The 24,618-nt window shown below is 57.5% G+C and carries 21 protein-coding genes and 2 pseudogenes; 12 read left to right on the top strand and 11 right to left on the bottom strand.

The window, feature by feature from the left end:
* Positions 1-32: 32 nt before the first annotated feature.
* Positions 33-1,151 (top strand): CapA family protein, encoded by a 1,119-nt coding sequence (locus tag LG327_RS14435; RefSeq protein WP_404362912.1) that lies wholly within the window; start codon positions 33-35, stop codon positions 1,149-1,151.
* An 18-nt stretch (positions 1,152-1,169) separates the two neighbouring features.
* On the opposite strand, the gene LG327_RS14430 is transcribed toward LG327_RS14435, so the two are convergent.
* Complete coding sequence (locus LG327_RS14430; protein ID WP_404362910.1) at positions 1,170-1,775, bottom strand: TetR/AcrR family transcriptional regulator; 606 nt, start codon at positions 1,773-1,775, stop codon at positions 1,170-1,172.
* A gap of 82 nt (positions 1,776-1,857) precedes the next feature.
* Here LG327_RS14430 and LG327_RS14425 point away from each other — a divergent pair.
* From LG327_RS14425 to LG327_RS14415, 3 genes and pseudogenes are all read left to right on the top strand, one after another.
* A pseudogene (locus LG327_RS14425) lies at positions 1,858-2,013 on the top strand (carboxymuconolactone decarboxylase family protein); the annotation flags it as partial.
* Positions 2,014-2,163: 150 nt separating this feature from the next.
* Entirely contained in the window at positions 2,164-2,856 is a 693-nt protein-coding gene (locus LG327_RS14420; protein WP_404362908.1) for a TVP38/TMEM64 family protein, read from the top strand.
* 164 nt (positions 2,857-3,020) lie between these two features.
* On the top strand, positions 3,021-4,316 hold the full coding sequence (locus LG327_RS14415) for a Glu/Leu/Phe/Val dehydrogenase (RefSeq protein ID WP_404362906.1): 1,296 nt from the start codon (positions 3,021-3,023) through the stop codon (positions 4,314-4,316).
* 29 nt (positions 4,317-4,345) lie between these two features.
* Here the strand turns inward: LG327_RS14415 and LG327_RS14410 are convergent, their stop codons facing one another.
* The 4 genes from LG327_RS14410 to LG327_RS14395 form a co-directional block, all read right to left on the bottom strand.
* Complete coding sequence (locus tag LG327_RS14410; protein ID WP_404369446.1) at positions 4,346-5,197, bottom strand: universal stress protein; 852 nt, start codon at positions 5,195-5,197, stop codon at positions 4,346-4,348.
* A gap of 76 nt (positions 5,198-5,273) precedes the next feature.
* Positions 5,274-6,761 (bottom strand): SulP family inorganic anion transporter, encoded by a 1,488-nt coding sequence (locus LG327_RS14405; RefSeq protein WP_404362904.1) that lies wholly within the window; start codon positions 6,759-6,761, stop codon positions 5,274-5,276.
* A 58-nt stretch (positions 6,762-6,819) separates the two neighbouring features.
* Positions 6,820-8,325, bottom strand: coding sequence for a sodium/proton antiporter NhaB (gene nhaB, locus LG327_RS14400; RefSeq protein WP_404362902.1), 1,506 nt, complete (start codon positions 8,323-8,325; stop codon positions 6,820-6,822).
* Positions 8,326-8,530: 205 nt separating this feature from the next.
* Positions 8,531-9,661, bottom strand: a complete 1,131-nt coding sequence (locus tag LG327_RS14395; protein WP_404362900.1) for a DUF3524 domain-containing protein — start codon at positions 9,659-9,661, stop codon at positions 8,531-8,533.
* A 93-nt stretch (positions 9,662-9,754) separates the two neighbouring features.
* Here LG327_RS14395 and LG327_RS14390 point away from each other — a divergent pair, with 93 nt between their 5' ends.
* From LG327_RS14390 to LG327_RS14375, 4 genes are all read left to right on the top strand, one after another.
* On the top strand, positions 9,755-10,348 hold the full coding sequence (locus LG327_RS14390) for a DNA polymerase ligase N-terminal domain-containing protein (protein ID WP_404362898.1): 594 nt from the start codon (positions 9,755-9,757) through the stop codon (positions 10,346-10,348).
* Positions 10,341-11,354 carry a non-homologous end-joining DNA ligase gene (gene ligD, locus LG327_RS14385; RefSeq protein ID WP_404362896.1) on the top strand — a complete coding sequence of 338 codons (1,014 nt, stop codon included), beginning with the start codon at positions 10,341-10,343 and terminating at the stop codon, positions 11,352-11,354. Before LG327_RS14390 ends, ligD (LG327_RS14385) begins: the two co-directional genes overlap by 8 nt.
* Entirely contained in the window at positions 11,351-12,259 is a 909-nt protein-coding gene (gene ligD, locus LG327_RS14380; protein WP_404362894.1) for a non-homologous end-joining DNA ligase, read from the top strand. The genes ligD (LG327_RS14385) and ligD (LG327_RS14380) overlap by 4 nt, the downstream gene beginning before the upstream one ends.
* Positions 12,260-12,369: 110 nt before the next feature.
* On the top strand, positions 12,370-12,753 hold the full coding sequence (locus tag LG327_RS14375) for a hypothetical protein (protein ID WP_404362892.1): 384 nt from the start codon (positions 12,370-12,372) through the stop codon (positions 12,751-12,753).
* Positions 12,754-12,764: 11 nt separating this feature from the next.
* Here LG327_RS14375 and LG327_RS14370 read toward each other — a convergent pair whose 3' ends face one another.
* Together LG327_RS14370 and LG327_RS14365 are read right to left on the bottom strand one after the other, a co-directional pair.
* Positions 12,765-13,733: a beta-ketoacyl-ACP synthase III gene (locus LG327_RS14370; RefSeq protein WP_404362890.1), complete on the bottom strand. Its 969-nt coding sequence runs from the start codon at positions 13,731-13,733 to the stop codon at positions 12,765-12,767.
* Between the two features lie 109 nt (positions 13,734-13,842).
* The gene (locus tag LG327_RS14365; protein WP_404362888.1) at positions 13,843-14,445 is read right to left on the bottom strand and encodes a LysE family translocator; all 603 of its coding nucleotides are present in this window, start codon (positions 14,443-14,445) and stop codon (positions 13,843-13,845) included.
* A gap of 98 nt (positions 14,446-14,543) precedes the next feature.
* Between LG327_RS14365 and LG327_RS14360 the strand changes: the two genes are divergently transcribed.
* From LG327_RS14360 to LG327_RS14345, 4 genes are all read left to right on the top strand, one after another.
* Complete coding sequence (locus LG327_RS14360; RefSeq protein WP_404362886.1) at positions 14,544-15,938, top strand: PLP-dependent aminotransferase family protein; 1,395 nt, start codon at positions 14,544-14,546, stop codon at positions 15,936-15,938.
* Between the two features lie 73 nt (positions 15,939-16,011).
* On the top strand, positions 16,012-16,794 hold the full coding sequence (locus LG327_RS14355; protein WP_404362884.1) for a hypothetical protein: 783 nt from the start codon (positions 16,012-16,014) through the stop codon (positions 16,792-16,794).
* Between the two features lie 109 nt (positions 16,795-16,903).
* Positions 16,904-17,983, top strand: a complete 1,080-nt coding sequence (locus tag LG327_RS14350) for an NAD(P)H-dependent flavin oxidoreductase (RefSeq protein ID WP_404362882.1) — start codon at positions 16,904-16,906, stop codon at positions 17,981-17,983.
* A 90-nt stretch (positions 17,984-18,073) separates the two neighbouring features.
* Positions 18,074-19,807, top strand: coding sequence for an isocitrate/isopropylmalate family dehydrogenase (locus LG327_RS14345; protein ID WP_404369443.1), 1,734 nt, complete (start codon positions 18,074-18,076; stop codon positions 19,805-19,807).
* Between the two features lie 23 nt (positions 19,808-19,830).
* On the opposite strand, the pseudogene LG327_RS14340 reads toward LG327_RS14345, so the two are convergent.
* The 4 genes and pseudogenes from LG327_RS14340 to LG327_RS14325 form a co-directional block, all read right to left on the bottom strand.
* Positions 19,831-21,260, bottom strand: a pseudogene (locus tag LG327_RS14340) (FMN-binding glutamate synthase family protein).
* A 151-nt stretch (positions 21,261-21,411) separates the two neighbouring features.
* Positions 21,412-22,404 carry a lipid A-modifier LpxR family protein gene (locus LG327_RS14335; protein WP_404362880.1) on the bottom strand — a complete coding sequence of 331 codons (993 nt, stop codon included), beginning with the start codon at positions 22,402-22,404 and terminating at the stop codon, positions 21,412-21,414.
* Between the two features lie 88 nt (positions 22,405-22,492).
* The gene (locus LG327_RS14330) at positions 22,493-23,287 is read right to left on the bottom strand and encodes a lipo-like protein (protein ID WP_404362878.1); all 795 of its coding nucleotides are present in this window, start codon (positions 23,285-23,287) and stop codon (positions 22,493-22,495) included.
* Between the two features lie 115 nt (positions 23,288-23,402).
* Positions 23,403-24,596 (bottom strand): ADP-ribosylglycohydrolase family protein, encoded by a 1,194-nt coding sequence (locus LG327_RS14325; RefSeq protein WP_404362876.1) that lies wholly within the window; start codon positions 24,594-24,596, stop codon positions 23,403-23,405.
* Positions 24,597-24,618: the final 22 nt, after the last annotated feature.

The following is a 24,618-nucleotide window of genomic DNA, read 5'->3' as shown; positions in this document are numbered from 1 at the left end:
TTGGCCTGAAGAGGCCAGCAAGGGAGGTGCCCATGCCATTCCGTGATCCTTCGGTTACCCTGTTTCTTTGTGGTGATGTCATGACGGGCCGGGGTGTTGATCAGATTCTGGAACACTCGGTAAACCCACAGCTTCATGAACCCTGGGTCAAGGATGCCAGGGACTACGTGAAACTCGCTGAGCGCCGGAACGGCCCCATCGACCAGCCGGTGTCGGACGAGTACATCTGGGGTGACGCCCTGGCCGAGCTGGAACAGCGACAGCCGGCCCTCCGCTTCATCAATCTCGAAACCAGCATCACGACAAGCTCCACGCCCTGGCCGGGGAAGGGCATTCATTACCGGATGCATCCGGGCAACGTCAGCTGTCTGAAGGCGGCAGGAGTCGACGGTTGCTCTGTGGCCAATAACCATGTTCTCGACTGGGATCAGGATGGCCTGTCAGAGACGCTGGAGGTGCTTGAGGCGGCAGGCATAGCCGCCGTTGGTGCCGGGCGCAACGCAGACCAGGCCAGCCAGCCGGCGATTTTTGATATCGGAGAAGGCCGCCGCGCCGTTGTCTGCGCCTGCGGTCTGGGGAGCAGTGGGGTATCGGAATCCTGGGCCGCAGGACCGGATCAGGCGGGAGTTTTCCGTCTGCCGGATCTTTCCCGGGACTCCGTCCGGAGAATTTCCGAGATCGTCAGTGCTGTCAGAAAAGAAGACGACATAGCCATTCTGTCAATCCACTGGGGCAGTAACTGGGGGTATGACGTCGAAGACGAGCAGAAGCGGTTTGCCCATGACGTGATCGACAGCGCCGGGATTGACCTTGTGCATGGTCATTCATCCCACCATCCCCGGGGCATGGAAGTCTACCGCAACAGGCTGATCCTCTATGGATGCGGTGATTTCATCAATGATTATGAAGGTATCAGCGGCAATGAGGAGTACCGGGGTGATCTGACCCTCATGTATTTCCCCAGCTTCTCTGTTGAAACCGGGGAGCTGCTTTCCCTGCACATGGTTCCCCTTAAGATGGAGCAGATGCGGCTGAGATACCCGAGCCAGAAGGACAGGGAATGGCTGGCCGGGACGATTGCGCGGATCAACCGGCCTCTGGGGACAGCCTGCGACCTCACGCCGGAGGGGGAACTGGTGCTGGGATGGTAAGCCTGGGGCGTGGTGTTCTCAGCGGCCGGCCCTCCAGCCCTCCAGCATGGAAGCCATGTCCTCACCGAGCTGGACGACATGCTCAGCACTGGTATCCCGCTGCGCAAATGACCTCAGCCCAATGATCTGAGCCTGAATAAGCCGGGCCAGCCTTGCGCAGTCAGCGTCCGGTTTGAGTTCGCCTTTCTGGCTGGCCTGTTCAAGCACTGCCGTCAGGCTGGATTCAATGCCATCGATAAGAGCGTTGGCCTGCCGGCTCAGGCCCGAATCGGTATGGCTGACTTCAAGCAGGGTTTTGATAATCAGGCAGGCGCGGGAAGGTGCCTGCGCATCCGGAGAAAATGTCTTGGCCAGGTTGCGAAGGTAATCCTGCAGGCCATCCAGCACTGAGTCATACCCGGCGAGATGCCCGGCCATTTCAGCTCCACCATGCTCGGCATAGCGTGCCATTGCCTCGCCGAACAGTCCCTCTTTACTGCCAAAAGTGGCATAAAGGCTGCCGGGGCGCATGTCCAGGGACTGCTCAATCTGCTTCATGGAAGAGCCAAAATAGCCCTTTTCCCAGAAAAGCCCTATGGCCCTGTCGAGCGCATCGTCCCGATCGTATTTCGCAATTCGTCCCATGCAGATTCAACTCTTGAAACGTCAGTAAGTCAGTTATGGTGCGATGATAACTTGAATGACCGCTCAATTACAGTTCAGAAGCGAAGAACTGAAGGCTGTCGCTGATGCCGGCTACGGCCAGCAACAGGTGCTGGAAGTGATGCTTGTACTTTCCCAGAAAGTCATGAGCAACTACATAAACCACATTGCAGAAACTCCGGTGGATGAACCATTCAGGAAATTTTCCTGGGAAAAGAACAGTTATTACAGCGTGTTGAGAATGGAACTTAAAGTGCTCAATACACTGCCGCCCAGTGTCAGGAAAAAGGCGAGCCGGGACTTTCCCTGGTAAAGCTTTCGGTGTTCAGTCATCCTGATGACCGACTATTGCAGGATCAGACAGAAGCACATGAAACGGCTACCTCTGAAACTCAAACTGACAGTGGCTCTTGGCGTCATTGTCGCCACCGGAGCCCTCTGGCTGACCCTGCATCACCTTGGCATGCCGGATAATCTCAGACCCCAGAGCATTGCCTCCTGGCTTTCCGGTCAGGGCATCTGGGGGCCTGTTTTTCTGGTAGTAATGATGATCATTGCTGTCATCGTAGGACCCATTCCCACCCTGCCAATAAGCGCTGCCTCCGGTCTTGCGTTTGGTGTCCTGGAAGGCACTGCCGTTGCTGCAACCGGCGCGCTCGCTGGCGCGATAATCGCATTCTGGACCAGCCGCGTGCTGGCCCGGGATTATATTCGTGAGCGCTTCCGCGACAATCCCATTCTGGCGAACCGGGGATCCCAGAAGGTGCTCTTCTGGTCCGTCTTCTTTACGCGCCTGGTGCCGCTTTTCTCTTTTGCCCTTGTCAGCTATGCCGCCGGCCTGACCGCCATCACATCACTGCGTTTCATGCTGGCGAGCCTGACTGGAATGCTCCCCATGACGTTCGTGTTCGCCGGGCTTGGTCGTACATTTGAAGTACACCCGCTGCTCTCGGTCCTCGCAGCCGGACTTCTGCTGATAGCCATGACCTGGCTGCCCTGGTATCTGCAGAAATACCACGGTGCAAGGCTGAATGCCTGGTTCGACAAGCCGCAGGGCTCCTGAGCGGAAAAGGTCAGATCGGCCTGTTACCAGTCCAGGCCATTCATCTTGATCTGGCTGGATTGTGACCCAATCAAGAAACAGAAAGGTAAAAGATAGCAGGGCTGCGATCATCCTGTGTCGGCAACGGCCCGCTTTCATTCATTCAGCAATGGCAGGGGAAGTTTATGGTTGAGAAGGCAGGTCTGCTCAAGGACGCCCAGTCCCGGATGGTTGATATCTTTGACCGGCTGGGAGCGTCCAGTGATGTGTGCAGGCGCCTGGAGCAGCCCCGTCGGGTCCACCAGGCAGCGATACTCGTGAGGATGGATGACGGCAGTCTCGAGGCATTTCCTGCCTGGCGGGTTCAGTACGATGCTACCCGGGGGCCCGGCAAGGGTGGCATCCGCTTTCACCCGAACGTCAACGAAGACGAAGTGGCTACGCTCGCCTTCTGGATGACCCTGAAATGCGCAGTGGTGGATCTGCCTTTTTCCGGAGCGAAAGGTGGTATTCAGGTGGATCCGAAAACGCTTTCCCTGCTGGAGCTTGAGCGTCTCTCCCGGGGCTACGTGCGGGCCTTCTTTGATGTTCTGGGCCCGGACCGGGACATACCCGCCCCGGATGTGAATACCAATGATGTGGTCATCGGCTGGATGGCCGATGAATATTCTGAAATCGCGCGTCGACAGGTGCCCTGTGCCATTACCGGCAAGCCTCTGGGTGTGGGCGGATCTCTCGGCCGTGTAGCCTCGACCGGCCGCGGCGCCCTGGAGGTGCTGGATATCTGGATCAAGCGGCAGGGTAAGCGGCCGGAAGACATGACGATTGCCGTTCAGGGCTTCGGTAACGCCGGCTACCACTTTGCCCAGCTTGCCCATGAAGCTGGCTACCGGGTCGTGGCTCTGTCGGACTCGGGAGGCGCCGTTTTTTCAGAGGGTGGACTGGATCCCACGCCTATCTGGCGCCACAAAAATGAAAGTCGGGAGCTGAGGTCCATGGTTTACTGCGACAGCTCGGTCTGCGAAGAAGCCGACATGGACGTTCTTGAAAACGACGAACTGCTCGCCCTTGACGTCGACGTGCTGGCCCTGGCCGCCATGGAAAACGCAATTACTCATGACAACGTGGACAGGGTAAGGGCCGGCGCAATACTGGAAATAGCCAATGGCCCGGTTACGTCCTCGGCGGACCAGCGTCTGGAGGAGCGTGGAATAACGGTTATTCCGGACGTTTTGGCCAACGCCGGCGGTGTCATCGTAAGTCATATGGAATGGGTGCAGAATCGGACCGGGGATTACTGGCCGGAGCAGGTTGTCAACGAGCGTCTGGCTGAACGCCTCGTGCGAGAGGCCAACCTCTGCTTTGACCGGGCCGAGAAGGAAGACACCAGCCCGAGAACCGCTGCCTATCTCCAGTGCGTCGAGCGCATTGCCCGGGCAATGGAAAGTCGCGGCACCCAGAGCTACTTTACCGATCGCTGATTTTTAATCGGGGCATGGGCCGGGTGCCTTCAGCGGAGAATGACCAGAGGTTTTACGGATGTTTTCAGCATGTGGGTGGTGGTGCTCCCCACCAGGAACTGGCGGATCCGCGAGTGGCCATAAGCGCCCATTACCAGCAGATCGATGTCATGTTCTTCCTGATAGGCGTGCAGGGCAGGTTCAACATCCCCTGAACGGATCGCCAGATGCACCTCACTGCCCAGTCCGTCCAGCATTTTCTCTGCCTTTTTGAGCTGTTCCCACCGGTCATTGGTGTCCGGTCCCACCATCACGATGTGAAGTGGCATGCCGTCGAACACCGAGCTGCCGGCTAGAAGCTCAACGCCCCGGAAAGCGGTTGCGCTGCCGTCAAACGACAGCATGGCGCTGGTGGGAGGCGAGAAATCGTCCGGCACCAGCAGAATGGGGCGATGCACGCTGCGGATCACGGTTTCCAGCTGGCTTCCGATGTGAACATCCCGCTCTGAGCTGCTTTCCCCGTGAAGTCCCATCACCAGCAGCCGGGTTTCATTTTCCAGTGCCAGCAGGGAATCTGTAAGATCGCCGTGGCGCTGGCGCTGGATAACGTCGGTAACACCGGCCTCACGTACGCGGGTGTCGGCCCGGTCAAGCATGTGGTGACCATGCTCCAGGGCCAGCTTGCTGCGTTTCTCGTCCAGCACCGCCAGTTCTTCCAGCAGATGCTCCCGGGTGCCCAGGCCAATATTGCCAGCCAGGTCGGGCTCCACCGGATACCGCTCCTCATCAAGGACATGAAGAAGCATCAGGGGTGTGTTCATCCGCTGGCTTGCCCAGGCCGCGTAATCACAGACCGCAGGGGCCGCTCTGGAACCATCAATGCAGGCTACCACTCGTAACATCTCAACCTCGCTTTTCTGCTCGTGCTCGTTGTTATTCTGATGGCGATCGTTGTTCTGTACTCTGTCTTTTGTCATCTCAGTGCCCCATCAGGTGATCGACCGCATCTGGCTTGTCGTGAACGCCGAAACGGTCAACGATGGTGGCGCTTGCCTGGTTGAGGCCGATTATCTCAACTTCGGCACCTTCCCGCCGGAATTTTATGACCGCCTTGTCCAGCGCTCCAACGGCGGTGATGTCCCAGAAATGGGCCCGGCTGAGATCAATGACCACTTTGTCCACCGCTTCCTTGAAATCGAAAGATTCGATGAATTTTTCCGACGAGCTGAAAAAAACCTGGCCCACCACACGATAGGTGCGTGTATGGGTTTCCTCGTCACGCTCCGAGGTTACCGCCATAAAATGCCCGACTTTGTTGGCAAAGAACAGGGCTGCGAGCAAAACACCGGCGAGCACGCCATAGGCCAGGTTGTGAGTTGAGACCACAACGATGACAGTAACTACCATGACGATATTGGTGGACATGGGGTGGTTTTTGAGATTTCTGAGGGAGTCCCAGCTGAAGGTACCAATGGCCACCATGATCATCACGGCCACCAGAGCCGCCATGGGAATCTTCACCAGCCAGGCGTCCAGCACCAGCACCATTATCAGCAGGAAAACACCTGCGGCCAGCGTCGAGAGACGGGTGCGGCCCCCGGATTTGATGTTGATGATGGACTGACCGATCATCGCGCAGCCGGCCATGCCTCCCAGAAGGCCCGAGCCGATGTTGGCAATACCCTGGCCGCGACACTCACGATTGCGGTCGCTTTTGGTGTCGGTGAGATCGTCAACAATGGTGGCTGTCATCATGGATTCCAGCAGACCCACCACTGCGAGGCCAACGGCATAGGGCAGAATGATGAACAGGGTTTCCAGGTTCAGGGGAACGTCAGGCCAGAGAAAGATCGGCAGAGTGTCCGGCAGCTGTCCCATGTCGCCCACCGTGCGGATATCCAGATTCAGGAAAAGGGCGACACCGGTGAGCGCAATGATGCATACGAGGGGAGAGGGCAGCAGGCGACCAATGACCGGGACATAGGGGAAAAGATAGATGATGCCCAGGCCGGCTGCCGTCATGGCGTAAACGTGCCATGTTACATTGGTGAGCTCTGGCAACTGCGCCATGAAAATGAGAATCGCCAGGGCATTAACAAAGCCGGTCACCACCGAACGGGAGACAAAGCGCATCAGGCTGCCCAGTTTCAGGTATCCGGCGGCTATCTGGAGAATACCCGTCAGCAGCGTGGCGGCAAGCAGGTATTCAAGACCGTGCTCTTTGACCAGGGTCACCATCAGCAATGCCATGGCCCCGGTGGCGGCAGATATCATGCCTGGCCGCCCTCCGGTGAAGGCAATGACCACCGCGATGCAGAAAGAAGCATAGAGGCCAACCTTGGGGTCAACACCCGCAATGATGGAGAAAGCGATGGCCTCGGGAATCAGGGCCAGCGCAACCACGATTCCTGCGAGCAGGTCGCCCCGGACGTTGGAAAACCATGTGGTTTTCAGCGTATTCAGCATAATTGGGTCCAATTGCCTTTCATGAATTGCCTGCCGGAGTGGCTCCGGCAGCCTTTAATCAGAGAAAATTGACGACAGCGGCAAAGCCCACGCCGCCCATCACGATGGTGTAAGGAAAAGCCATAATCACCATCCGCCCATAGGAGAGGCGGACAAGAGGCGCAATGGCAGATGTCAACAGGAACAGAAAGGCCGCCTGACCGTTCGGCGTAGCCACACTCGGGAGATTGGTGCCGGTGTTGATGGCCACAGCCAGGTCTTCGAAATGGGTCTGGCTGATGGTGCCTGCGTCCAGCGCCTGCTTGATTTCACTGATATAGACCGTGGCGACAAACACATTGTCGCTGATCATGGAGAGCACGCCGTTGGCAATGAAAAACATGCCGGGCTGGCGGGCCTCCGGCTGCGCCAGCACGAAGTTGATGATGGGCGCGAACAGGTGCTGCTGATGAATCACCGCAACCACAGCAAAGAACACCACCAGCAGCGAGGTAAAAGGCAATGACTCCTGAAATGCCTTGCCAATCTGATGCTCATCGGTCACCCCTGTGAAAGATGTAATCAGGATAATCACCAGCAGGCCGATCAGACCGACTTCCGCCAGGTGGAAGGCCAGGCCCACAACAAGAATCAGCGCAGCAGCAGCCTGGACCCAGAGCGCCGCCTGGTCGGATTTGGTGCGCTTGGCCCTTTCGTTCTCGGCAAATTCCTCAAGCACCCGCCGTACCGGCTTGGGCAGGCGCGCGCCATAGCCGAACCAGCGCAGCTTTTCCAGACTCCAGCAGGTAACCAGCCCAGCGGCCAGTACCGGAAGACTGATGGGCGCCATGCGATGGAAGAATTCCGCGAAATCCCAGCCCACCACCTTGGCGATAAGCAGGTTCTGGGGCTCTCCCACCATGGTGGCTACACCGCCGAGGGCCGTGCCTATGGCGCCATGCATGAGCAGGCTCCGGAGAAAGGCCCGGAAGTTCTCCAGGTCTTCCCGGTGCAGTTCGATGACATGCTCATCGCTCTGGGCATTGTGGTCAGGGTGGGCATAACCCTTGCCCGAGGCCACTTTGTGATACACCGAATAGAAACCGATCGCCACGCTGATGATGACGGCAGTCACGGTCAGGGCGTCCAGGAATGCCGAAAGCATGGCCGCTGCAATACAGAACAGCAGTGACAGGGCAGACTTGGACCTGACACCCACCAGAATCTGGGTGAATGTCACCAGCAGAAGCTCTTTCATGAAGTAGATGCCCGCTACCATGAACATTAGCAGCAGTATGACGGGAAGGTTCAGCTGAACTTCCTGATAGACGGCCTCCGGTGTGGCAAGGCCGATGAGCAGTGCCTCCACTGCCAGCAGTCCACCCGGGAGCAGGGGGTAGCATTTCAGGGCCATGGCGAGAGTAAAAATGAACTCTGCCACCAGCAGCCAGCCGCCAACGGTAGGGCCAAGAAGCCAGACGACAAAGGGATTGGCAATCAGGAAAAGCAGGATGGTCTGTTTGTACCAGACAGGCGCATTGCCAAGAAAATTATGGGTAAAGCCACCGAAGACTGTTGCGGGCATTGAAGAACCGAAATTTTAGATGTCAGAAATCACGAGACAGAGGGATATCGCCTGTCACCATTGAAAATCAGTGCAGGGAACCTTGCTCAGGTAGTTGCCGGCCGGGGGGAGGGGGCCGAAACGCTATGGTGGAGTGATCGTCGCTATGGTTTGAAAGTCAAACATTGGGCTGCTTCAGATTGCCGTCGAATAAGGGCGGCGAAGCTTAACAGAAAGCCCTCGGGAAAGTAAGCGAGGCTTTCGCAAACGAACCCCTGAAAAGGCGGTTATATTCTTCACGCAAAGCCGAAACACGCCAGCAATCCGGGAGTGGGTGGTTGTAGGAACTGGCCAGATTGCTGACCAGGGTTTCCGCGGCGGCACGGGCCTCCATGTCGGGCAGGACCTCGTTACCGGCATACAGGCAGACTTCGGGAACGTATTCCGGATACGCAAGACGGTCAGGTGCCAGCGGCAGGCAGCCCGAGGCCATTGCCTCAATCATGGCCAGCCCCTGAAAGTCATGAATAGCCGTTGAAATCACTACATCCGCCTGAGCCAGCAGCTGGTGGTATTGGTCGCGGCCTGCAAGGTACCCCCAGTTAATAATCCTGTCCTGGTATTTTTTGCGAATGGTTTCGAAAGCCTCTGGTTGCCGGCGGAACTGTTCCCCCACCAGGCTCAGCCTGAAAGGCTGGTCCCGTTCCGCCAGTTGGTCCAGTAACATGAGCAGCCTGTCGGGGCCTTTGTCATATTCCCATCGGTGATTCCATAAAAGATGAGGGCAGGACCGGTTTATCTCTCTGGGGCGAACGCGGAACAGCTGGTCTTCAACCGGCACCGGGAGTACCCGGGATTTTGCCCGCAGCCTGTCACAAAGCCCCGGCGGAACCCCGTCGGGCATTTTCGATAGAAAGTCATGGAGCCCGGCCAAAAAACTCTCAAGATTCCAGTGGCTGTTGAAGACCACCTGATCCGCCGCGATCGCGCTGTACAGGTTGACTGTCTGGGGTTCCACGCTGGGGTGCTGGGAGCCGGACCTGGGAAAGGCGAACTGGTTTTCGTGCATGTACAGAATGACCGGGACTCCGGCAAGCTCCGGATGAAAAGTTTTGAGGGGCGCCAGGTCCACCATTGAGGTTGCAATGATCAGGTCCCATGGTTCCTTTAACAGGGGCTCGTCAAGCCAGGTGAGGGCGTTGCCGCGGATCCGCCAGCGAAAGTACCTTGGCGAAAGCGCCAGGCTATGCCAGTCATAATGGGGCAGCATCTCCACCAGCTGCTCGCGCCAGCGTTGATGGCTGCCGGCGTCATAGGCGGAAAGGATCAGAATGCGGGGAAGCGTGGATTTGCGCATCGGCGGATAATGGCAAAAATGCCGGGTTCTGTCAGCGATTTATTGGGCGGAATGCCAGGCCGAAATCGAAGGGACTGCAGGAGGGATTCCGGAATGGGATCGGACAAAAGTGAATACGACAAAAAGCGAAACCTCGAAAAAAGTGGCGAGCCCTCGGGAAATAGCTCCGGGAGCGCTGGCAAAAACAGTTTCGTGATCCAGAAGCACGACGCCAGTCATCTGCATTACGATTTCCGTCTGGCCATTGACGGTGCACTGAAATCCTGGGCTGTGCCAAAGGGCCCGTCCATGGACCCATCGGAGAAACGGCTTGCGGTCGAGGTGGAAGACCATCCCCTGGACTATGCAGACTTCGAGGGCGTTATTCCCGAGGGCGAATACGGGGCAGGGACTGTCATGGTATGGGACAGAGGGACCTACAGTAACCTGCGGGCCGACAAGGAAAAGGACAGCAGCATGGCGGAATCCCACAAGGCTGGTCTGATTGAGGTGTGGCTAAAAGGGGAGAAGATTGAAGGCGGTTACGCCCTTAAACGCTTCCGCGGCGGCAAAAAGCCTCAGTGGCTGCTGATCAAGATGGACGATGAAAAAGCCGACGCCCGCCGCAAGCCCACCTCAACGGAAAATGAGTCGGTCAAGTCTGGCCGGGACATGGACGAAATTGCGGAGGAGGGGGACGATGACTGACTGGAAGGATTCCCTGAACGGGCGGGAAAAAGACCGTCTCAGGAAGACCTCAATGCCGGAGAAGGTGGAGCCCATGCTGGCCACGCTGACGGAGGACTACTTTTCGAAAGAGGACTGGCTTTTCGAGCCCAAACTGGATGGGGAGCGGTGCCTGACGTTTCACGACGGCAAATCCACCAATCTTTATTCCCGTAAGCCACGGCTGCTGAACAAAACTTACCCTGAGCTCCGGGATGCACTGGAAGAGCAGTCACTTTCCTTTGTTGCCGATGGCGAGGTAGTCGCCTTCGAAGGGGATGTAACCCGTTTTTCCCGACTCCAGAAGCGCATGCAGATTCGTGATGAGGACGAGGCCCGGGCCTCGGATATTGCGGTTTACTACTATCTGTTCGACCTGCTCTACCTCGATGGTTACGATCTTTCCGACCTGCCACTGCGGACCCGGAAACGGCTTCTCAGGGATGTGATCGAATTCAGCGATCCTGTCCGCTTCACCCGTCACCGGGATGAAGAGGGTGAGAAATTTCTCGAAGAAGCCTGCAAAAATGGCATGGAAGGGGTGATCGCCAAGGATGCCGAATCTCCCTACCGCAAAGGCCGGTCCCGTAAATGGCTGAAATTCAAATGCGTCAATCAGCAGGAGCTGGTGGTTGTGGGCTATACCGACCCGGAGGGCGAACGAACAGGCTTCGGATCGCTTGTCCTTGGCTATTACCGGCAAGGAAAGCTCTGTTATGCCGGTCGTGTTGGCACCGGTTTTGATGAAGATACGCTGGAATTCCTTCATGAAAAGTTGCAAAAACGGGAAAGAAAGACTTCTCCGCTGGATGAAGGGGGCGAAGAGGGAACACAGGGCGTGCACTGGGTAAAACCCGAACTGGTGGCAGAGATAGGCTTTACAGAGTGGACGGAAGACGGCCGTCTGCGCCATCCCCGTTACCTGGGCCTCCGTGATGACAAAGCCCCGGAAGATGTCACCAGAGAACAGACAGGAGACGGATCATGACTGAACGCCGTTTATCCGGACACAGGGTTGAGCTCTCTAATCTGGACAAGGTCCTTTTCCCTGATGATGGAATCACCAAGGGTGATCTGGTGGACTATTACGAACAGGTGGCGGACACCCTGCTGCCCCATCTGGAGGACCGCCCCCTTACCCTTCACCGCTACCCTGACGGAATCGCAGAAGATGGTTTTTTCCAGCAGTCCCGGGAAGACCATTTCCCGGACTGGTTTGGCAGCTTCGAGGTGGATCACGGGGGCAAAACCGGCCATGTGGACCATCCGTTGGCAGAGAACCGGGCTTCGGTGGTCTTTCTGGCCGATCAGGGAACTATCACCCTGCACCGTTGGCTGAGCCGTAAAGAGACCCTCGATCAACCGGACATCCTTGTGTTTGATCTGGACCCGCCCGAAAGGGACTTTGAGCCGGTTCGCAGGGGTGCCCAGCTGCTGGGAGATGCCATGAAAGAGATGGGCCTCACCCCTTTTGTAATGACCACTGGCTCCAGCGGCCTCCACGTGGTTGCACCTCTCCGCCCCGAGGCGGATTTTGAGCAGGTCCGGGAGATGGCCAAAAGCTTCACCCGTTGGCTGGCAAATGAACATCCGGATGATTTCACTACCGAGCAGCGGAAGGCAAAGCGCAAGGGGCGGGTGTATCTGGATGCCATGCGTAACGCTTTTGGCCAGACGGCAGTTGCTCCCTACACTGTTCGCGCTTTGCAGGGCGCACCTGTCGCCACACCGCTGGACTGGGACGAACTTGATGACGCAGACCTGGGGCCCCGGAGCTACACACTTTCAAATATCCCAAAGCGGCTCGGCAGCAAAACGGATCCCTGGCAGGGCATGCACCGGCATTCGGTCAAGCCGGCGACCCTGAAGAAAAACCTGAAAGATCTGGAGTAAGTGACTGGTTGCAGATGTGGAGCAGAAAGCGACGAGCATCCTGTTAATCGGTATGATGGCGAGCGGTGAAATGATCGCGCAAATGCGCATCCAGAATTGAGGTAAGTCCCATGAAGTTCCCCTATGCAACCGTGATTCTGGTAGCGGTGGCCATCGGTTATATGCTCTGGGACCAGAGCCGGCCTGCGATGGATCTCAGCCCCTCGCGATTCACTGACCTCCGCGCCAACCCCGCCACCCAGGAGGAGGTGCTGGCTTTTTTTACTCAAAAGGCGAAAGGTCTTTGTTTTGAGAAGACAGAGGGAGCCACGGATTCCGCGAGTTTCGATGCCTGCATGGAAAAGGCAGAAGAGCGCAGGGCCGAGTGCAAGCAGATCACCTCCCGCAACATGCCGGAACTGATCGACTCTCAGGCGGAATTCCGGGAATACGGGCTTTACTTGATGACCTGCCTTGTTCCGATGGAGGGTGCGTGGGAAAAGGCAGGCCAGTAGCCTGCCGATAGTCAGTAGCGAATCAGGGCCGAGCCCCAGGTGAAGCCGCCACCGAAGGCTTCCAGCAGCAGTATCTCATTCCTTTTGATGCGACCGTCCCGCACCGCGGCATCCAGCGCCAGGGGAATGGAGGCGGCTGACGTGTTGCCGTGTTTATTTACCGTTACCACCACCCGATCCATGGACATGCTCAGCTTTTTGGCTGTAGCCGTGATAATCCGGAGATTCGCCTGATGGGGCACAAGCCAGTCAATCTCGGACTTGTGCATATTGTTGGCTGCAAGGGTTTCATCCACGATTTTGCCGAGCGTGTTCACGGCGATCTTGAAAACTTCACTGCCTTTCATTTCCACGAAGGCCTTGCCTGCCTTGACCTTGTCATAGCCATCCGAGATGCCATAAGGGACCCACAAAAGGTTCTCATACTGGCCGTCGGCGTGAATGTGGGTCGACAGAATTCCGGTTTCCTCGCTGGCCTCAAGGACAGCCGCGCCGGCGCCATCCCCAAACAGCACGCAGGTGCCCCGGTCCTCCCAGTTGAGGATGCGGGAAAAAACCTCAGCACCCACCACCAGAACTTTGCGACTGCTACCGGTCTTGATGAACTTGTCGGCCACGGAGAGCCCATAGACAAATCCGCTGCACACTGCCTGGATGTCGAACGCCGGGCACCCGTGGATACCAAGACGGGCCTGCAGAATGCAGGCCGAGCTCGGGAAGATCTTGTCGGGGGTGGAAGTGGCGAAGATGATCAGGTCGATGTCCTGCGGGGTGATGCCCGCTGCCTCAATGGCCAGCCGCGACGCCTTTTCCGCCAGATCAACACAGGTTTCATCATCACGGGCAATGTGACGCTGCTCGATCCCCGTGCGTTCACGAATCCACTGGTCACTGGTGTCCACCAGTTTTTCCATGTCTTCGTTGGTCATTATGTTTTCTGGCAGATAAGAACCCGTGCCGGCAATTCTTGCATAGGTCATTGATAAACTTTCCCGGAGCCTGATGGACGATCTTGAATGATGTTTGATCATCCTATACCCAACCAGTTCCCCGGGGTTATTAGCGATTTGTCAAAGGCAGCCCAGAAGCTCAGGCCAGAATGAACACCACACAGGCCGCTGTCATTCCGCCCATGATGCCGTTGAACCAGCGCCAGGCCCTGGGTGTTTTGAGGAGACGCCCAATCGCCAGTCCAAATCCTGCCCAGAGGGAAATGCAGGGCAGGGCGATCAACTCGGCAAATCCGACCAGCAAAAGCGCATTAAGCAGAGTGCTTCCACCCTGGGGCAGAAAGCCCGCAATAAGTGCCAGCCCCATCACCCACGCCTTGGGATTGACGAACTGGAAAGCGGCAGCCTGAAGAAAGGTCAAAGGCCGGCCCTCACCTTTGCGGCGGAGGTCCGGAGGCGGCGCAGTGCCTATGCGCCAGGCGAGATACAGCAGGTAGGCACTGCCCAGGATCCGAAGCAGGTTGTGCATCATCGGCCAGGTTTCAAACAGCAGGCCGAGGCCGAGGGCTATGGCGGTAAAAAGAGTAAAACACCCAATCAGTATCCCGAAGATGTGGGGCAGGGTGCGTATGAAGCCGTAGTTTGCCCCTGAGGCTGTGAGCATGACGTTATTGGGGCCGGGCGTAATCGTCATGGATACCATGAAAAGCGCGGATGGGCCGAGGAAGGCTAATGTCTCCATTTAAATGTACCCATACAATAATGAAAATGGTTGTATTGATCTGTGGGACCACTACAATAAAGCTATAAATTGTCTCCATAAAGGATTTTATTGTCACCATGACAATGTGGATGCCGGATCTTTCAACTGAAGGCCCCCGTTACCGCGCCATTGCTGAGGCCATCGCGGACTCGGTGGCTGACGGCCGTCTTGCCCCGGGGGAAAAACTGCCGCCCCAGCGCCGTCTGGCTGACGAGCTTGGAGTGACGACAGGAACCATTACCCGAGCCTATGCAGAGGCAGAACGCAGGGGCTGGGTGGAGGCAAGAGTTGGCAGTGGCACCTACGTGCGCAGCAGTGACGGAAATACAGGAGCTCATTTTCTCGCCCTGAGCGACGCTCGTGATGGAGTGATTGATCTCAGCCTGAGTCTGCCACCGCCCAGCCAGCTACGGGCAGAATCTCTGGGGCGGGCGCTCCGGGCGATCACTGAAGACATCGACGCCCTGCACCGCTCGGTGGAATATCAGAGCGAACAGGGCACACCGGCCCACCGGGAACAGCTGGCTGCCTGGATGGGACGCCTGGGAATGCCCGTGGACCCCGCCACGCTGCTGATTACCCAGGGCGGCCAGCACGGCATCAGCCTGGCCCTTCACACGCTGATCCGGCCGGGAGAAAGGATTGCTGCTGATGCCCTTACCTATCCGGGGCTGATCAGCGCTGCCCAGCAGGCCCACATCAAGGTGCTGGGGATTCCCCTGGACGACGAGGGCATGGATGTAGACGCACTGGAGCGGATCTGCGCCCAGCAGCCTCCCAGACTTGTGTATGTGACCCCCGATCAGAACAATCCTACTGGCATCATGCTTTCCGAAACGCGACGGCTCCAGCTGGCAGAACTGGCCCGCAGGCATGATTTCCTGATTCTTGAGGACGGTGTCCAGTATCTCCCCGAAGCCGAACGGGGCACGCCGATGCATGAGTTGGCGCCGGAGCGGACCCTGTTCCTGTTCAGTACCGCCAAGATACTGGGGGGCGGAATGCGGATTGGTGCCATGAAAGTGCCAGAACTGCTTCTGAAGCGTATGGGAGGGGCCTTGCGGGCCCAGAGCTGGATGGTGCCCCCGCTGATGATCGAGACCGTCTGCCGCTGGGTAAGTAGTGGCGATGCGGGGCGTTTACTGGCCTGGCAGACAGAAGAACTTGGGGCCCGGCAGCGCCTGGCTCGGGAGCGGCTGGCGAGCTTTGAAATACAGGGCCGCCCCCATGGAGCCAATCTGTGGCTGAAGCTTCCCCCTGGCCTGCGAAGTGCCGCCATGCAGGCCAGCCTTGAGCACGCAGGAGTCCGCGTTACCAGCGCCGAGCCATTTTGCGTAGGTAGCGCGGCCGCGCCCCAGGCCCTCCGGCTATGTCTCAGCGCAGCCCCGTCCCGCGACATTCTGGGGCAGGCTCTGGACCGGATCGCGGAAGCCCTGGAGACACCCCCGGCACTACCCTGGAATACCCTCTAAACTGTAGGTAAAGGGCATGGCCTGGGAGGTATCCGGGTTGATCTCATCCCAGTGATCCGCAGGAGTATTCCCCATGACGGAAATTCCGCAAGGACTCAAATACTATCTGCTGCTTCTGGTACCAGGCCTGATCGAGGAGCTGAACGATTACGGTGTCAGCGTCGCGGCGAGAGAAAATCAGCTGGATGAACACGATGTGGAAAAGGCCTTTTTTGCAGCCCGTTCGATTCAACGACGCTTGCCGGCCAGTCCCGAAGAAGCAGAGGCCGAGGTCTGGCTGGACATCATGGAGGCGATTCACGCCATCCGCCTGGTGCTGGATGTGCTTGAGAAAGAGGCTTTTGAGGAAGTTGCCGCGCTGGCAAGAAAGGCGACCTCTGATATTGCCCGCGCCGACGTAAAGGCGGCCTATGAGCGCAAGCGGAAAGAGGGAGAGGTGGACTTTCGTCTTCATGGCCTCACCAGAGCAGAACCAGTTGAGGACGGGGAAGACCCGGTGATCCGTGAGTCCTTTTTGATAAAGCGTGAAGGGCGTTACCGTGAGTTCATCGCCTTTGGCGGAAGCGGCCTGCAGCCGGCAGAACGCGTCATAATCAACGATGCGAAAATCCTGGCCCACAGTGTCATGGAGCTGGGAAAAGAAGACAGCCGGATCGACGCCATTCTGGCCATGGGAACAGTACTGGCGGAAATCCTCAGTGTGAGAGCCAATAGCCGGGTTCCCGAGACCATCCGTGAGCAGTTCGGCCGGATGGCGGCCAAGGCGACCATGGCGCTTGGAGCCATTGTTTACCGGGAGCAATATGAGGCGCTGAAGGCTTCCCTGAATCTCCGGAAGCTGGATCTGGATCTCTGAATCCCGTTTGCCGACCCTCGGTCTGACCCTCCGATCTGGTGTCCGGTTTGATCCCGGAGAGTGGGAGGGGTTAATCCTTTACCAAATTCAAAAGCTGGAGAGCACCATCATGGCAACCCATATGACCGCCCTGCCAGGCATCGACTACCCCATTATCCAGGCCCCCATGGCAGGGGTTTCAACACCGGAACTGGCCGCCGTTGTATCGGACGCCGGGGCCCTGGGTTCCATCAGCGTAGGCGCCGCAACCCCAGGCAAAGCAAGGGAGATGATTGCCGATACCCGGGCGCTCACCATTAAGCCTTTCAACGTCAATGTGTTCTGTCATCAACCTGCCACTCTGGATGCCGGCAGGGAGACTCGCTGGCTCACACACCTCAAACCATTCTTTGAGGCGTTTGGCGCGACGCCACCGACCGGGTTGCGGGAAATCTACCAAAGTTTTGTCACTGACCCGGAGATGTTGCAGGTACTGCTGGACGAAAAACCTGCTTTCGTCAGTTTCCATTTCGGCCTGCCTCCAGCCAGCCACATTCAGGCCCTCCATGATGCTGGCATCCATCTTCTGGCCTGTGCCACCACTGTCGAAGAGGGCAGGAGAATCGAACAGGCCGGTGTGGACGCCATTGTAGCCCAGGGCCTGGAAGCCGGCGGCCACCGGGGCATGTTCAGGCCGGCACTTGGTGATCCTGGCTTGCACATGGAGGACCTGGTGCGAAGTCTGTCGGAAAGCACACGGATTCCGGTAATAGCCGCTGGCGGCATCATGGACGGTCACGGCATTGTCAGGGCAATCCGGGCAGGCGCCTGCGCCGCCCAGCTGGGAACTGCGTTTGTTCTCTGTCCCGAGTCCTCGGCAAATGGGGGTTACCGGCAGGCGCTGATGGATGCACGGCCTGGCGGGACGCAGATCACTGCCGCCATTTCCGGCCGGCCGGCACGGGGTCTGATCAACCGGATGCACCATGAGGTGGGCGTCTCAACCGCCCCGGATCTACCTGACTACCCTGTGGCTTATGATGCTGCCAAGGCCCTTCACCGGGCGGCAAGTAAAAACGGCAGTGAGGAATTCGCTGCCCACTGGGCAGGAACAGGCGTCGGCCAGGCGCGGGCACTGGGGACAGCCGAACTTGTCCGGGATCTTGTCCGGGAACTGCAGGAGAATCTGAACGCTGATCATGAAATCTGAGAAGGGACATGGGTAGCTCAAGGTCGCCTTGACCCCTGAATAAACCCGCCTTTATGGTTGATGAGACCTCTAAAACGCAAGGAGAAGATGATGGGCAGCAGAATCAAGGTGGAATCACCCCTGGTTATCCTACACGGTGATGAAATGGCCCAGGTGGCCTTCGAAGAGCTGCTGAAAACCTTTGTGACCTCCCGCCTGGACATTGAGCTGAAGGAAATCGACCTGTCCGCCGAAAACCGTCTGGTCACCAATGGAAAAGCGGTGACCGACGCGATAGAAGCACTCAGGGAATACGGGGTTGGCATCAAGAACGCCGGAGTCACCGTGAACCGGGCTCAGCTGGATGAGTTGCTTGCAAAACACCCTGAGATTGATGAATCCTCGCTTGACCCTCTCGCCATCAAGTCACCAAACGGGGCCATCAGAAAGGGCATTGGCGGGAATATCACCCGGGAGGACATTCAGTTCCGCAACATCGAGGTGCGGCGTCCCGACTGGATCGGCCGTGACATCGAAGTCGACACAATGAACAACGGTGGGATCAAGGACAGCTTCAATGAACTCTCCCGTGCCACCGGAATTATCAAGCTCATGTTTGTAGGGAGCAGTGGCGACCCGGAGGAGCTGCACCGGCGGGAGATCAAAAAAGACGATCCGCTGCTGCTGGCAACCAACCATACTGCCGACATCAGGAGCTGGGCGCACCAGTTTTTCCGGCGCGCCATCGGTGAGAAGAGGGATATCTACCTCGGTCTCAAGGACACGGTGATTCCCGGCTATGATGGTGTCATGCGATCCATCATCGAGGATGTGTACAGGAAAGATTACCGGCAACAGGTGGAAGATCTGGGTCTCAGGTTCCACTACGAACTGATCGATGCCCAGGCAGCAAGGATTGTCTCCAATCCTCCAGAGAGGGCCCTCTGGGGCGTGCCGGACAACACCACCGGACGCAAGCTTTTCAAACTGGTAAATCAGCTGAAACTGCATGGCATACCCACTCGCCGGGCTCATGTGTCCATCTCAAGGATGAGCGCCGGCGGTGGCGATCAATACGGAAGCTATAACGCGCCGGCGAAGGAAGATGGCATCGTGAAGGTGGTTGTGGATGGCGTGGAAAGGCACGCGCGGCACGTTAAAAAAGGCGACCCCATGCTGCTCATGAGCAATGATCGCATTGCGATCAAGAACTGGGTAAGTCAGGTATTCCGGGATGCGTCCCGCAAGGAGAAAGAAGTCTATTTCGGTCTCAAGCGGGAATACATGGAATACGATGACGTCTTCAGCAACGTGATCACCGAAGTGCGCCGTGAACTGGCAAAGCAGCACACGCCGCCACCCTCATTCATGATCATGCGCCCCTCCAGCCAGCTCATAAAAATGATTACCGATCCGCCGAGAAACGCCCTCTATCCGTCACAGAACCTGGATGGTGACATTTTTTCGGATATTTCAGCGGCGCTGGGGGGGAGCCTGGCTACTGCCAGCTCAATTATCGAAAGCAAAGACGGCACCCTGTTGTTTGAGGCCCCCCATGGCACCGCCCACGACCTTTACGTGAAGTACAAGGAAAGCGGTGGCAAGGAGGCCCACTTCAATCCCTCGGCGCTGATCTATGCCATGGGCAACGCTCTGGAAACCCTTGGGGAGCTTGAAGGCAATGAAGAACTGGCGGAATATTCAGGCAGGTTCAAGAAAGCTCTGAAGGACACGGTTGCCGACGGCATTATCACTGCGGACCTGAAAGGTAAGACCACCGACCCGGACTCCGAAAAGGTGGTGGACATGTATGGTTTCATTGAGGCTATTCAGGAGCGGCTTTGACGCCGAAGCCTGTCGGCGGCCGGCTAAGGGTGCCAGGGGCGTGCCGTTGGTGCAAAGCTCGCAGCCTGAGCCGTGGCCCAGGCATTGCGAAAGGCCTCGTTGTGACAACCTTCAAGGAGCTCCCCGGGTCTCAGCCAGTCGTAAAAGTAATCCATGCCCTCCACGAGCTGACTGCTGTTGCGATGACAGACATGGCTGGGCGTCAGCTCACGGGGGTGCTCCACGCCGGTGGCGGCTATTACTTCGCTCAGGGCCATCATGGTTCCACGATGATATTGATACGCCCGCTGGGCCTTCTCCGGCACCACCAGACCCCGCTGGCGCCAGGGGTTCTGGGTGGTCACTCCGGTTGGGCAGCGGTCAGCGTGGCAACTCTGGGACTGAATGCAGCCAATCGAAAACATGAAAGCACGGCCGGCATTGCACCAGTGCCCCCTTCGGAGCCATCAACCACGATGAAGTCGGGGCGAATCTCCGTTTCCAGGATGGCTTTGCAGATGGCCAGAAATTCCCATCCATGGCCGACGCGGAGTTTGAAGCCGACGGGCTTTCCCCCACTCAGCTCGCGCAACTGCGCGATGAACTGCATCATCTGAATCGGGGTGGAAAAGGCACTGTGGGAGGAGGGTGAAATCACATCTTCCCAGGGCCCCACATGTCGCGCCTCGGCAATTTCCGGCGTGACTTTGCACGCAGGCAGCACACCCCCATGTCCGGGCTTGGCCCCCTGGGAGAGCTTGATTTCGATCATCTTCACCTGGTCGTCGCAGGCCTGCTCGCGGAACCGTTCGGGACAGAAGCTCCCATCTTCGGTTCTGCATCCGAAATAGCCACTGCCAATTTCCCAGATCAGGTCACCGCCAAATTCACGGTGGTAACGGCTGATGCCACCTTCTCCCGTGTCCTGAGCAAAATTGCCCATGCTGGCTGCCTTGTTAAGCGCCCGCACGGCAGCTCCACTGAGCGAACCGAAACTCATGGCGGAAATATTCAATACCGAAGCGGAATAGGGTTTTTTGCACTGGCTATTGCCCACCTTGACCCGGAAGTCCGGATCCCGCTTCTGTTTAGCCGCCTGTGACGGGTTCAGCCATTCGTAGCCAACCGCGTAAACGTCCTGCTCGGTGCCGAACGGGAATTTGTCGTTTACCGCCTTGGCACGACGATAAACCAGGGACCGCTGATTGCGGGGAAAGGGAGCGCCGTCGGTATTGCTCTCCAGAAGGTACTGGCGGATTTCAGGGCGGATGGATTCAAATAGCCAGCGGAAATGGGCGATCAGCGGATAATTGCGAAGGAGCGTGTGTCTGCTCTGGAAAAAGTCCGCAGTGCCAAGGAGCGCGAGTGGCACGGTCACGGCTAATGCTACCCACCAGTAGGGCTGGCCGGCCAGTGCAAGGATGATAAACAGAACGGACAGGACAATCGTGGAAATATAGATCAGGTAACGCATTAACGGTCCTTGATTTGGCTGTTCGATGCTGAATAGCAGAGTTGGGCTCTGGTCCCTGACAGATACAGTCAAAAACTCTAGCAGGAATTCACTGAACGCTGCAGCCTGGGCCTATGTCCGGCCCGTGGGAAGCCTGACCGGTAAGTCTGGCTCAGAATCGCCGCTCGAGCATAAGCGCTCCAAAGCTGTTGTCACGATCTGTCTGGCCGTTAACATCTGCGATTGTATCCGTTGAGACCCAGAAGGAGAGATGTGCTCCCCAGTCCCGTCCCTCCCAGTGCAATCCGAAAACGGCCTGCCCCACATTCCTTTCGATATCAATCACGTTGTCGTCCGTCCAGGTATTGTCCACCAGCAGGTTGCCCTCCCGCGGCAGCGCCCACAGGAAATGGGTAAACCGGAGAGTGGCTGATGCATAGAACCGGTGCTGGGGCGAGGGATTGAGAACAGCATCGTAGTCCAGGTTGCGGCCTACCGGGCCGGGCAGAAAGGTGAAGCCTTCCGGCAGATTGCCAAGCCTGAATTCAAGGCCTGGCTGAACATAGGTAAAAAAATTGCCTGCAGCAAGGTCTCCTGTGACAGCAACGTCAAACCAGCTCTTCCTGACCAGTTTGTGCTTCCTGGAGAAATAGACGTTGAGCAGAGGCTCAAAGTCCAGCTGATTGTCCCACCCGTCCGGATTCTCACTTCCCAGCAGGTTATGTATGGTGCTCTGGCCTTCTTCCCCCAGCGCCGGCTCACCGACCCAGCCGAAAAGCCACTGGACCCCCCAGAATTCACTATCGTTGAAGCCATAAAAACTGTTGCCCCAACCGAGCATGCCGATGTAAGGAACATCGTCCAGGATCAGCCTTTCGGTGGAAATATTATCCGGAGTCTGGAGATTCTGGCCAATCGTCCAGCTTTCCCGCCAGGTCAGATTTCCGTCATCCGGAAGCATCCAGCCAAACAGGCTCTTGCCAAAGGCCGGTGTACCCCCTGTGAGTTCGAGAGAAGCTTCCGGGGGCGACGAAAGGACCGCCGAAAGGCCGTTGGTAAACTGGTTATCGGACCTGAAGAAGAGATCGTTCTGGAGCTCTATTCGTAAGGATTTTTCGCGGGCGAGGGATTCGGAGGTTCCAGCAATCAGAAAGAGCGGAATCAATAGCCCATATCTAAGGTGCGGCAAGGGATAGGCCTCTCAGGTCTCATTAATCGACGGTAATATAAAATGGCATAGATGAAATATTGGTTCAACGATCACGTGAGTGAATTATGGATTCCCGGTTTTTTCGCTCATGTTTTTCCCAGTCGATTTTCCGGAAATCAAAATTCTCAGTGAGGGACGGTTTGACTATCTGGAAATAGGGAGAGGAATCGAAATCCTTCGGTGTAAAGAGGGAGTGGTGACGAATGCTGAAGAGTTCTTTTTCGCAGCGAACACAGCGCGGGTCATCCGAGGGCAGGGTTTTGATCACCGGCAGAATCGGGTACCGGATATTCTGGAAGGCTTCCGCGATGAAAGAGGAGCAGATTGCCCGGGTCGGGTCTCCGCTGCCAAACGCAAGCATTCTGCGACGGTATCTGCCTGGAACGGGGAGGGGCACCAGATACCTGGCCAGATCGACAACATTTTTCATGTCGTACTGATGGCCGATGCGTTTTTTTGAATATTCCGCGATGCTATCAATTTCCGACTGGTCCAGACCCACCGGATGACAGACCCGGCTATGGTCATCGCGATAAAACGAAAGCGGGAGAGAGCGTATGCCATCCTCAAGGTCCGCCTCGATCAAGACGTGGGGCTCTCCGTCTTCACCGGTCGGCAGACCCGCGTCAGGCCCCAGGTAAAGGGCCGAGTGGGACCATGTTGACTGGGTCAGATACTTGATGATGCTGCTGATCCTGGTGTCGCCATCGATCAGCAGCACATCGCCAGGCGTAAGTGAGCCCCTCAGTGCCTCAAACTCCGTCGTGGTTACGGACTGGGTGCCCACCCGTTTCGTGAGAAACGCTGCGATGCGGCGGGATATCCATTCGAGGATCATCTGGTTTTCCCCTTCAGGTTTTTCCCTGGCTAAAAGATACTGAATGTAACAAACGTCTTCCCGCGAGGGCCTGATCCCCGTCTTTCATAAAACTTCTGCTGTTGCTCCCTGACAGCTAGCTTTTTCCTGCGAATTCAGGACCGATCAGGTTTTCTGCCTCTTTCATCATCGATGAAGACTCGTGAACTCTGGCAAGCCAGCTCAGCGGCACGCCGCACTCGCTTCCTGGCCTGGAGACCGCCCCCATGGCCGGCCCGATGACCCAGGCCCGGCCGCAGGAATCACCCCCGCAGTATATGTTGGCGCGGATGGCCTCGACGAAGGATCCAGCATGACTCAGGATATGAAAGATGACGGGCATTGCCTCGTGCAGGTAGCAGGTGCGACCAAACCGATCACCCGCTGATAGTGCATCAAGACGGCTGGTATTCCGGGCATCCCTCAGCTTCTCGACATCCGGGCCCTGTTCCTGGGCGAGGTCAAGCGCATCTGTCATTGGTTTGCCCTGATACAGCGCGTCCAGCAGAACCGCAACGCATCTGGCCCAGGCCACAGCCTCGTCGTTATGATTCGTCACCCGCACTGCGGCCTCGACCACCACCAGCAGGTCAGGCCTGCCGGTGTAGCAGGCAACCAGAGGCGGCAGTTTGGATACCGCGGGAAGTTGCGTATCGTCCGCTCCGCTTTCCGGCTGGAGCTGTTGATCGATGGTTTCTGCCAGAGCTACTCCGGCTTCCTGAACGCTCGACTTCTCGTAAGTCATGGCAATTGCCTTGCGCACGGGCTCGCGAAGCTGGTCGCCGCTCAGCCGGCGGGTGTAGGGCAACACCTTCTGAACCAGAATCTTCTGCTGCTTTTCGGAAAGCCCGCTTTCGTGGGCCCTTGCCCTGTCTATGGCCCCCTGCTCGTTGCGGCTGAGGTTGTCCAGCGTTATGCGGGTGGGATTGTCGATATACCCCTGCCATTGGCCACCAGGGCCGAAGAAAGCCCGGAAACGTCTCTGGTAATCACGGACCTCAAGCCGCCCTCCGTTTTCGCAGAGGCTCTGCTGCAGGACCCAAGTGGCAGCGCCATAATGGCTTATGTCACCAGACCGTTTTCCCGGGTGAGCGAAAAAGCCGAATCCACCCTCAAAATAGTCCGGGTCCGGCACCAGAAATTCCGGGCGCTCCGGGGCCACCTGCTGAATGCGGTCGCTGTCGTATAGCCAGTGCAGTCCCAGGCTGGCGGCGTCGCCAACCCAGCCGCCCGCCTGGGCAGAGACCATCCGGAAATTTGCGGCATTGGGCTGGTTGGAAGAATCATTCATCAGGTATCTCCCTGTTCTGAAA

Source organism: Marinobacter sp. (genome assembly GCF_044799475.1).
In the GTDB taxonomy this organism is placed as follows: domain Bacteria; phylum Pseudomonadota; class Gammaproteobacteria; order Pseudomonadales; family Oleiphilaceae; genus Marinobacter.
This window is presented reverse-complemented; position numbering and strand designations above follow the sequence as displayed.

Excerpts from the sequence above, each read along its gene's own strand:
- LG327_RS14435 (WP_404362912.1), top strand. The coding sequence starts at position 33 with ATGCCATTCCGTGATCCTTCGGTTACCCTGTTTCTTTGTGGTGATGTC.
- LG327_RS14430 (WP_404362910.1), bottom strand. The coding sequence starts at position 1,775 with ATGGGACGAATTGCGAAATACGATCGGGACGATGCGCTCGACAGGGCC.
- LG327_RS14420 (WP_404362908.1), top strand. The coding sequence starts at position 2,164 with ATGAAACGGCTACCTCTGAAACTCAAACTGACAGTGGCTCTTGGCGTC.
- LG327_RS14415 (WP_404362906.1), top strand. The coding sequence starts at position 3,021 with ATGGTTGAGAAGGCAGGTCTGCTCAAGGACGCCCAGTCCCGGATGGTT.
- LG327_RS14410 (WP_404369446.1), bottom strand. The coding sequence starts at position 5,197 with ATGTTACGAGTGGTAGCCTGCATTGATGGTTCCAGAGCGGCCCCTGCG.
- LG327_RS14405 (WP_404362904.1), bottom strand. The coding sequence starts at position 6,761 with ATGCTGAATACGCTGAAAACCACATGGTTTTCCAACGTCCGGGGCGAC.
- nhaB (WP_404362902.1), bottom strand. The coding sequence starts at position 8,325 with ATGCCCGCAACAGTCTTCGGTGGCTTTACCCATAATTTTCTTGGCAAT.
- LG327_RS14395 (WP_404362900.1), bottom strand. The coding sequence starts at position 9,661 with ATGCGCAAATCCACGCTTCCCCGCATTCTGATCCTTTCCGCCTATGAC.
- LG327_RS14390 (WP_404362898.1), top strand. The coding sequence starts at position 9,755 with ATGGGATCGGACAAAAGTGAATACGACAAAAAGCGAAACCTCGAAAAA.
- ligD (WP_404362896.1), top strand. The coding sequence starts at position 10,341 with ATGACTGACTGGAAGGATTCCCTGAACGGGCGGGAAAAAGACCGTCTC.
- ligD (WP_404362894.1), top strand. The coding sequence starts at position 11,351 with ATGACTGAACGCCGTTTATCCGGACACAGGGTTGAGCTCTCTAATCTG.
- LG327_RS14375 (WP_404362892.1), top strand. The coding sequence starts at position 12,370 with ATGAAGTTCCCCTATGCAACCGTGATTCTGGTAGCGGTGGCCATCGGT.
- LG327_RS14370 (WP_404362890.1), bottom strand. The coding sequence starts at position 13,733 with ATGACCTATGCAAGAATTGCCGGCACGGGTTCTTATCTGCCAGAAAAC.
- LG327_RS14365 (WP_404362888.1), bottom strand. The coding sequence starts at position 14,445 with ATGGAGACATTAGCCTTCCTCGGCCCATCCGCGCTTTTCATGGTATCC.
- LG327_RS14360 (WP_404362886.1), top strand. The coding sequence starts at position 14,544 with ATGACAATGTGGATGCCGGATCTTTCAACTGAAGGCCCCCGTTACCGC.
- LG327_RS14355 (WP_404362884.1), top strand. The coding sequence starts at position 16,012 with ATGACGGAAATTCCGCAAGGACTCAAATACTATCTGCTGCTTCTGGTA.
- LG327_RS14350 (WP_404362882.1), top strand. The coding sequence starts at position 16,904 with ATGGCAACCCATATGACCGCCCTGCCAGGCATCGACTACCCCATTATC.
- LG327_RS14345 (WP_404369443.1), top strand. The coding sequence starts at position 18,074 with ATGGGCAGCAGAATCAAGGTGGAATCACCCCTGGTTATCCTACACGGT.
- LG327_RS14330 (WP_404362878.1), bottom strand. The coding sequence starts at position 23,287 with ATGATCCTCGAATGGATATCCCGCCGCATCGCAGCGTTTCTCACGAAA.
- LG327_RS14325 (WP_404362876.1), bottom strand. The coding sequence starts at position 24,596 with ATGAATGATTCTTCCAACCAGCCCAATGCCGCAAATTTCCGGATGGTC.